Source organism: Arthrobacter sp. 35/47, from assembly GCF_000520475.1.
Lineage (GTDB): Bacteria > Actinomycetota > Actinomycetes > Actinomycetales > Micrococcaceae > Arthrobacter_D > Arthrobacter_D subterraneus.
The window spans coordinates 33,714-41,493 of sequence record NZ_KI914590.1 but is presented as its reverse complement, the minus strand read 5'-3'; the positions used below and the strand labels follow the sequence as shown (position 1 = coordinate 41,493).

Annotated in this window: 9 protein-coding genes; 2 read left to right on the top strand and 7 right to left on the bottom strand. The window is 65.7% G+C overall.

The genetic code is table 11. The features are described 5' to 3' along the window. Window positions 1-93 precede the first annotated feature (93 nt). From ccsB to X803_RS0106095, 5 genes are read right to left on the bottom strand one after another with little or no spacing between them, the layout of a single operon-like run. Entirely contained in the window at window positions 94-1,125 is a 1,032-nt protein-coding gene (gene ccsB, locus X803_RS0106115) for a c-type cytochrome biogenesis protein CcsB (protein WP_026544450.1), read from the bottom strand. Then, window positions 1,125-2,813, bottom strand: coding sequence for a cytochrome c biogenesis protein ResB (locus tag X803_RS18190; protein ID WP_035778114.1), 1,689 nt, complete (start codon window positions 2,811-2,813; stop codon window positions 1,125-1,127). Before X803_RS18190 ends, ccsB begins: the two co-directional genes overlap by 1 nt. 31 nt (window positions 2,814-2,844) lie before the next feature. Further along, window positions 2,845-3,615 (bottom strand): cytochrome c biogenesis CcdA family protein, encoded by a 771-nt coding sequence (locus tag X803_RS0106105; RefSeq protein ID WP_035778134.1) that lies wholly within the window; start codon window positions 3,613-3,615, stop codon window positions 2,845-2,847. 26 nt (window positions 3,616-3,641) lie between these two features. Continuing rightward, on the bottom strand, window positions 3,642-4,262 hold the full coding sequence (locus tag X803_RS0106100) for a TlpA family protein disulfide reductase (RefSeq protein ID WP_026544448.1): 621 nt from the start codon (window positions 4,260-4,262) through the stop codon (window positions 3,642-3,644). A gap of 38 nt (window positions 4,263-4,300) precedes the next feature. Then, complete coding sequence (locus tag X803_RS0106095) at window positions 4,301-4,966, bottom strand: histidine phosphatase family protein (protein ID WP_026544447.1); 666 nt, start codon at window positions 4,964-4,966, stop codon at window positions 4,301-4,303. A gap of 199 nt (window positions 4,967-5,165) precedes the next feature. Between X803_RS0106095 and X803_RS0106090 the strand changes: the two genes are divergently transcribed. Together X803_RS0106090 and X803_RS20980 are read left to right on the top strand one after the other, a co-directional pair. Further along, window positions 5,166-5,717, top strand: a complete 552-nt coding sequence (locus X803_RS0106090; RefSeq protein WP_026544446.1) for a YceI family protein — start codon at window positions 5,166-5,168, stop codon at window positions 5,715-5,717. Window positions 5,718-5,847: 130 nt separating this feature from the next. Then, the gene (locus X803_RS20980; protein ID WP_156929980.1) at window positions 5,848-6,516 is read left to right on the top strand and encodes a hypothetical protein; all 669 of its coding nucleotides are present in this window, start codon (window positions 5,848-5,850) and stop codon (window positions 6,514-6,516) included. A 34-nt stretch (window positions 6,517-6,550) separates the two neighbouring features. Here the strand turns inward: X803_RS20980 and X803_RS0106080 are convergent, their stop codons facing one another. Continuing rightward, window positions 6,551-7,258: a redox-sensing transcriptional repressor Rex gene (locus tag X803_RS0106080; protein WP_035778132.1), complete on the bottom strand. Its 708-nt coding sequence runs from the start codon at window positions 7,256-7,258 to the stop codon at window positions 6,551-6,553. A gap of 154 nt (window positions 7,259-7,412) precedes the next feature. After that, on the bottom strand, window positions 7,413-7,682 hold the full coding sequence (locus X803_RS0106075; protein ID WP_051470520.1) for a glutaredoxin family protein: 270 nt from the start codon (window positions 7,680-7,682) through the stop codon (window positions 7,413-7,415). Between the last annotated feature and the right edge of the window lie 98 nt (window positions 7,683-7,780).

The window sequence follows — 7,780 nt, the reverse complement described above, 5'->3', positions numbered from 1 at the left end:
CGGCAGGACACACCCCGTATGAGCGCGCGAAAGCGGCGTGTCCTGCCAAATCAACGCGAGGTGAGGGGCGGGAACGCGGGGTGAAGGGGCGGGTCAGACGCCGGCGTAGCTGTGCAGCCCCGAGAAGTAGATGTTCACGATGGTGAAGTTGAAGACGATGCACAGGTAACCCACGATGGAGAGCCATGCGGCACGCGTCCCGGTCCAGCCGCGGGTTGCCCGGGCGTGGAGGTAACCCGCGTAGACCACCCAGATGACGAAGGTCCAGACTTCCTTGGTGTCCCAGCCCCAGTAGCGCCCCCACGCCTTCTCGGCCCAGATTGCGCCGGCCATCAGGGTGAACGTCCACAGCACAAACGCAATGGCGTTGATGCGGTAGGAGAGGTTCTCCAGGCTCAGCGCCGAGGGGACCAGCCGCATGAAGGGCAGACGGTCATCACCGCCCGCCGCGAGCCGCGCCACACGGTTGGCCTGCATGAGCTGCAGCACCGACATCGCGAAGGTCAGAGTAAAGAGGGCGGACGCGGCGACCGCCACTGACACGTGGATGATGAGCCAGTAGCTCTGCAGGGCGGGTACGAGGTTGGCCACCGGCGTCGGGAACCCGATCGTCGCGGCGCAGAGCATCACCACAACCAGGCCGATCACAAAGGTACCGAGGAACCGCAGATCCTTGCGTGTCAGCACCAGCAGGAAAACCACAGCGACCACCAGTCCACCGGTGGTGCAGAACTCGTACATATTGCCCCACGGCACCCGGCCGGCGGCAACGCCGCGGGTGACGACGGCGACGGCGTGAATTGCCGCTGCAAGGACTGTCAGAACGACGGCGATGCGGGCTACCGTGCGCCGCTCCCCCTGGTAGTTCATCGCGTCGTCAGCGGTCGCGCCTGCCGGGGCGGCGCCGTCGCCGGCCGCTTTACCGCCCTTGCCGGCTACCGCGCCGGCGAGAACCAGCTCTCGATCCCCGGCTGACTCGGCGAGAGCTGCCTCGATTTCACGGATCCGCCGGCTGCTCTTGACGAGGTCCCAGGTGAACGCGAGGAAACCCGCCGTGTAGGCAAGCGCGGCGAGCAGCATGAACAGCTCGCTGTACTGCCCCAGGGTCTGGTTGATGTTCTGCATTAGTTGTCCTTACCGCTTCCGGTCGCCGGCGCTCCCGCATGGGCTGTCTCATTCTCGTTGTCTTCGGCGCTGTCCGCCAGCCACCGATCACGCAGCAGCTTCTCCACCGCTGCACCCTCGCCGGCCAGCCTGTGGTCCTCGCCGCGTGCCAGCAGGCCATACTCCACGCTGATCCGGCCGTCGTCGGTGGTGCCGGCGCGCACCCAGATCCGGCGGCGCCCGATGAACAGGGAGGCGCTGAGCCCGGCCAGTGCCAGGGAGGAGAACAGCAGCGCGCCGAGTTCCGCCGGATCGTGGGTGATGTCGAGCGCTGCATAGCGGCGCAGCCCATCGAAGGTGATGGAGCCCTTGCCGTCCGGGAGTTCCACCGTTTCTCCGGCGTCGAGCACAATACCGCCCGCCTCGCTGTTGCGGCTGTTGAGCTCCGTCAGGGTGTCGGTATCCAGGACATACACGTTCTGGGGCTCGCCGTCGTCCAGGCCCAGATCCCCGTAATACGAGTTCAGGTTCAGCTGCGGCAGGAAGGGGTCCGGGTCGCGGGAGAAGGACACGCCGTTCTCGTCGATCGCCGCCGTCGGCAGGAAAAAGCCGACAAATCCCAGCTGGTCAGGCTGCGCATCCGGAACCTTGAGCACCATCAGGGACGTGAACAGTCCGTCCTGCGGAATCGAGACCACGGGACCCTGATGCGCGATGTTCCCCTCGCCGTCGGTAACGGTCACCACGGGGGCATACCCGTTACCCACGAGGTACACGCTGGTGCCGCCGATGGTCAGAGGTTCGTTGACCTTCAGGATCTGCCGCTCGGGCTCCTCCCCGGGCGCGCTCCTGGTGGTCATGGTTGCCGTGAAGTCGATCGGCTGGCCGTAGTGCGTGAGCTGCCGGTCGAACTGCACATCGAACTTCTCGAGCGTGATGGAGTACGGGTCCAGGTTGTCTTCAGAGAAATTGGTGCCGGGGGTGAAGGAGTCGTAGCCCACCAGGGTGTTCACGAACGTCTCACCCTCGACCAGGATCTTCTGCCCCCGGTAGCCGAACAGTCCGCCTACGGCCACGGAAATCAGCACCCCGATCAGGGATACATGGAACACGAGGTTGCCCAGTTCCTTCAGGAAACCCCGCTCCGCACCGACCGACGGCTGGGTCCCGCTCTCATCACGCACATCCACGCGGTACCCGCGCTTCTTCAGCACGGAAGCGGCATCGACGACGGCGGCACCCGCCGACGCCGGACGCCCGCCTTCCTGCCCGCCCGGCTGGCCGTCCGGCCCCGCGGGGAGGATGAATGCACCGTGAACGGGCATGCGGGTCAACCGGCGCGGGGTCCGCGGAGGCCTGGAACGCCAGGCCCGGCCGTGGGCGATGGCCCGCGGCACAACACACCCGATCAGCGAGATGAACAGGAGCAGGTAGATCGCCGAAAACCACACGGACGAGTAGACGTCGAACAGCTGGAACCAGTCCAGCACGGGGCCCGTCTCGGGATTGTCCCGGATGTACTGGGTGACCACGGCCGGGTTTGCGGGCCGCTGCGGGAAGAGCGATCCCGGTACAGCGGCGACGGCAAGAAGCAGAAGCAGGAACAGGGCGGTCCGCATGCTGGTGAGCTGCGTCCACACCCAGCGCAGGGTACCGAGGAACCCGAGAGCGGGAAGAGCGATGTCGCCGCTGCGGTCCTTCGTTGCCATGGGGTTTTCCTTCGGTTCAGTCATCAGTCGATCAGATCGGTAGCGTGACGCCGCCGAGCCACTGCTGGAGCTCGTTGATCCACAGGTTCCAGACGCCGGAGGCCATGAGCACGCCGACCAGGATCAGCATTCCGCCGCCGCACCGCTGGAGCAGCAACCGGTGGCGCCGGAAGAAGACCATTGCGCCCATCCCCCGCCGGAGCCCCAATGCAATCAGCAGGAACGGCAGGCCGAGGCCCAGGCAGTACACAAAGGTGAGGAGCGCACCCTTGGCCGCGCTGGCGCCGTCGTTCGAGAAAGCGAGCAGCTGCACCGCGGAAAGCGTCGGCCCGATGCAGGGAGCCCAGCCCAAGCCGAAGGTCAGGCCGAGAAGCGGCGCCCCCCACAGACCGCTCGGCACGCGGGCGTGAAGTTTGCGGTCCTGCTGGAACCACGAGAGCCCGCCCATGAAAACAATCCCGAGAATGATCACCACCAGGCCGAAAACCCGGATCAGCCATTCCTGGGACCCGGCCATCCACGCCCCCAATTGCCCGAACAGCGCACCGTAGGCCATGAACACCAGTGAGAACCCGACGACGAACAGGCCGATCCCGGCCACCATCCGCCCGCGCTTCTGCTGCTCCAGATCCACACCGGTGAGTCCGCTGACGTACCCGAGGTAGCCCGGGACGAGCGGCAGCACGCACGGTGACACAAAAGAGACCAGGCCCGCGAGCAGCGCCACGGGGAGCGCGAGAAGCATGGAACCGTTCAGGACAGTGTCAGCGAAGGCGTTTCCTGCGGGCGAGAGGGCAACCATGGCGCCGATGGACGTGGACACAGCCACTACTCGGCCAGCGCGGAGTCGATGAGCGCGCTGAGGGTTCCCTTGTCGGCCAGGCCCAGGATGCGGGCCGCGACGCGCCCTTCCTTGTCGAGGACCAGAGTTGTCGGCACTGCCTGCGGCGGAACGTAGCTCGTCATCGACAGGAGCACGCCGCCGTCGGAATCGTTGAAGCTGGGGTAGGGAATGCCGAAGTTGCGTTCGAACGCCTCGGCGTTCTTCTCGCCGTCCCGGATGTTGACGCCGTAGAACTGCACGCCCTCCGGCTGGTACTCCTCGTGAAGCGCCACCAGATCGGGGGCCTCCTCCCTGCACGGCGCACAGGCCGCATACCAGAAGTTCAGGACCGTAACCTGGCCTGGCCAATCCGCGGACGAGACGGGCTCACCGTCGTAGAGCACTCCATCGACCTGCACGGGTTCGCCCCGCTCCGCAGCGGCGTACTCGGTAACCGATCCGTCACCGGCGATGTAGTTTTTATTACTGCCCTCGGCTGCCTGCTGCGCCAGCGGATCCTGTGCGGCACAACCGGACAGGACAACGACGGCGGCAAGCGCCGATGCGGCAAGGCGAATCAGCGCACCGCGTGAGCGGCGGCGCGGGGCAGCTTCAGTGTGAGTCACAACGTCTTCCACGAGTTCTACAACGTGTAGTAATTGTATTACGCTCCCGGGAGGTTGCTGGCGCGGGGCAACAGGTCCGCGCATGGTTCCTCATACCGCACGCCGGTGAGCTCATCGCCGTCGAAATACAGGGATGTCACGGAACTCAGCGTGCAGCGGCGCTGGCGCGGGTCATGCCACAGCCGCCGCTTCTCCGCTGCGAGCCGGGCAACCCAGATGGGCAGCTGATGGCTCACCATGATTGCCTCGGCGTCCTTGCCGCCGGTCGCTTCGAGCGCAGACCGGCGCGCATCGTGGACAGCAGCCATGACGCGTTCAACCTGGGCGCTGTACGGTTCTCCCCAGGAGGGGGTGAAGGGGTTGCGCAGCGACTTCCAGTGCTTCGGATGCCTGAGCTGCTGGGCAACCTGGGCCATGCCCTCGAACTTGTTCTCGGCTTCGATGATGCGCTCATCGGTGACGATGGTGAGGCCGAGTTCACGGGCGGTGGGTTCCGCGGTTTCCTGGGCGCGCGTCAGCGGCGAGGCCACGAGGTGGACGATGTCGGAGCCGCTGTTCCTGCGTTCGGCGAAATAGCCGGCCACGCGCTCCGCCATCTCCCGGCCGAGCTCTGACAGGTGAAACTCGGGCAGGCGGCCATACAGGACTCCGTCCGGGTTATGGACTTCGCCATGGCGCACGAGGTGAACGGTGGCAGTAGGCATAATCCAAGTTTCTCATCCCGACGTCGGAGGGCTAAATCGGGAAGCTGGAGCTCCGCCCCGGACCCTCCGGGAAAAAATATTTGAAGATTGAAGCAATCTCTGGAATAAAAGATGCAAATGCATGTTTATTACAGGTACATGCAGTTCGACCGCCCCGGCCGGACGACTACCGAAACACCCACAGATCAGGAGAATCACCATGGCTATCCCCACCGGACTCACTCAGGGCACCTGGAACTTTGACGGCTCGCACAGCGAGGTGGGCTTCAGCGTCCGCCACGCAGGCATCAGCAAGGTACGCGGCAACTTCGACACCGTCGATGCCGCACTGCAGATCGGCTCCTCGCTGGAGGACTCCAAGGTCACCGCCACCATCAAGACCGCGTCCTTCAACTCCAACGATGAGAACCGCGACGCCCACGTGCGCGGCGAGGACTTCTTCGACGTCGAGCAGTTCCCCGAGATGACCTTCGAGTCCAAGCGCGTTGAAGGCGCAGGCGAGACCTACAAGCTCATCGGTGATCTCACCATTCGCGGCATCACCAAGGAGGTTGTGATCGACACCGAATTCAACGGCGTCGCAGTGGATCCCTTCGGTGCCACCCGCGCCGGTTTCTCCGGACAGACCGTCATTTCCCGCAAGGAATTCGGCCTGACCTGGAACGCCGCCCTCGAAGCCGGCGGTGTCCTGGTGGGCGACAAGGTCACTATCAACCTCGACGCAGCCTTCGTGGCCCCCTCGGCCAACTAGGCCAGCCTCCCCACGAATGGGGCGCACCGGATATCCGGTGCGCCCCATTGTTTTCTCCGGGAGTTTCCAGACGCGAACCTTCCCTGCTGAATCTCCCGCCACCGGCGCCTTCCGGCGGTACGCTGGGCGCATGAGCACGCCATCCCACGATCCGTCCGAACGCGATCCGCAACAGCTCTCCGGGACCGATCCCCTCAGTCCGGCAGAGCCTGGCCCGACCCAGAACTCCGGCGCCGGGCTGTCCCCGGAACCACAGAAGCCTGCGTCTCCGTATTCCTACCAGGCAGCACAACCCGCCGGTTATGCCTATCCCAGCTCGGCGAGCATGCCGGAGGCCGCCCGTCCCCCGCTCCCCCGTGAAGTGAATCTCGCCTTCTGGCTGATCATCGCCGCTGGAGCGTTGAATTTCGTCACCACACTGCTCGGCTCCGGGGCGGCGGCCGGACCCGCCGGCACGGAGGGCCTGGGTATCGGGATCGCAGTGTTCGTCGGCGTCCTCACCACCGGCATCTACGTGCTGCTCGCTGTCTTCATCCGCAAAGGGCACAACTGGGCGCGGATCACGGCGACCGTCCTCGCCGCCCTCTCGCTGATCCTGATGATCATGAGCTGGATGACACTCGCGGCGCTGCAGGGCAACCCCGAGATCCAGGAACAGCTAGGCGGGCAGAGCCTGGCGCCCGGCGGGTTTGAGATCGCACTGAACATCCTGGTGGTGCTGCTCGGCGTGGCGGCGGTGGTGCTGTGCTGGCTGAAGCCTTCCAACGCCTACTTCAAGCCGCAGCGGATCACCCACTAGCGACGGCTGTGTTCCGACTGTGCCGGGAGCTCTGCTACTGCGCTGCGCGGGCGCTGGGACCGGGATCGATATCCGGGTGCTGCGCCCGCTGTGCGTGGTAGGCAAGGATCTGGAGTTCGGTGGCCATGTCCACCTTCCGTAGCTGCACATGATCCGGAACCTGGAGCACTACCGGCGCGAAGCTCAGGATGCTGGTGATGCCGGCTTCGACGAGTTCATCGCAGAGTTCCTGTGCCACCGGAGCGGGAACGGCAAGGACGGCCATATTGGCGCGGGTCCGGTGCAGCACGGTGGCGAGGTCCTGGACGGGACTGACGCGGAGCCAGCCGACCTCCGTACCGACCACCATCTGATCGGCATCGAAAAGTGCCACGACTTCGAAGCCCCGGGATTGAAAGCCCGAGTAACCCGCAAGCGCCCTGCCTAGGTTTCCGGCACCCACAATGGCGACGCGCCAGTCCTGGGTCAGTCCCAGCGCCGTGGAAATCTGGCTGTTGAGGTACTGGACGTCGTAGCCCACGCCCCTGGTTCCGTAGGAGCCGAGGTAGGACAGGTCCTTGCGGAGCATCGGTGAGTTAACCCCGGCAGCGTCCGCGAGCTCCTCCGAGGAGACGCGCTCAATGCCTTCCGCCAGCAGCGAGTTGAGGGCGCGCAGGTAGATTGTCAGGCGGGCCAGTGACGCAGGGGGAATTTGCCTGCCGTGCTGGTCGCTGGCTGCCCGCAGCCCGGGTATCTCCGACATGGTCACTGCTTCATCGCTCCATCGCTGTGCGCCGGCGGTCAGGACGTGCGCCGCCCGCCCGCCCGAAGATGACGGCGGGGTATCTCCACTCTAGGTCCCGGACCGTAGCGCTCAAAGTTTGATGAACCGGCGCGCAGGCGGGCGTACCGGAGGCCTAGGCAAGGAGCCTGCGCAGGCGCGCCTCGTCGATGGTCCAGAAGTCGCGCTGGACTCCGTCGAGGAGCAGCACGGGCACCTCCTCCGAAAAGCGCTGGAGCAGTTCGGCGTGGTCGGTTACGGATTCCTCCCGCCAGCTGACCCCCAACTCACCGGCGACGCGGCCGACGGTTTCCCGGGCGGCCTCGCACAGGTGGCAGTCAGGCCTGGTGACCAGCACAAGACCGGACGTCCAGTCCCCCGCAGGCGGTTGCGTCTGCTCGCTCATGGATCCAAGCGTACCGGCCGAGGGACCCGCGCCGAGCGCAGCGAGGTGTGAGAGGCGGGAAGCGCGTACCGGCCGAGGGACCCGCGCCGAGCGCAGCG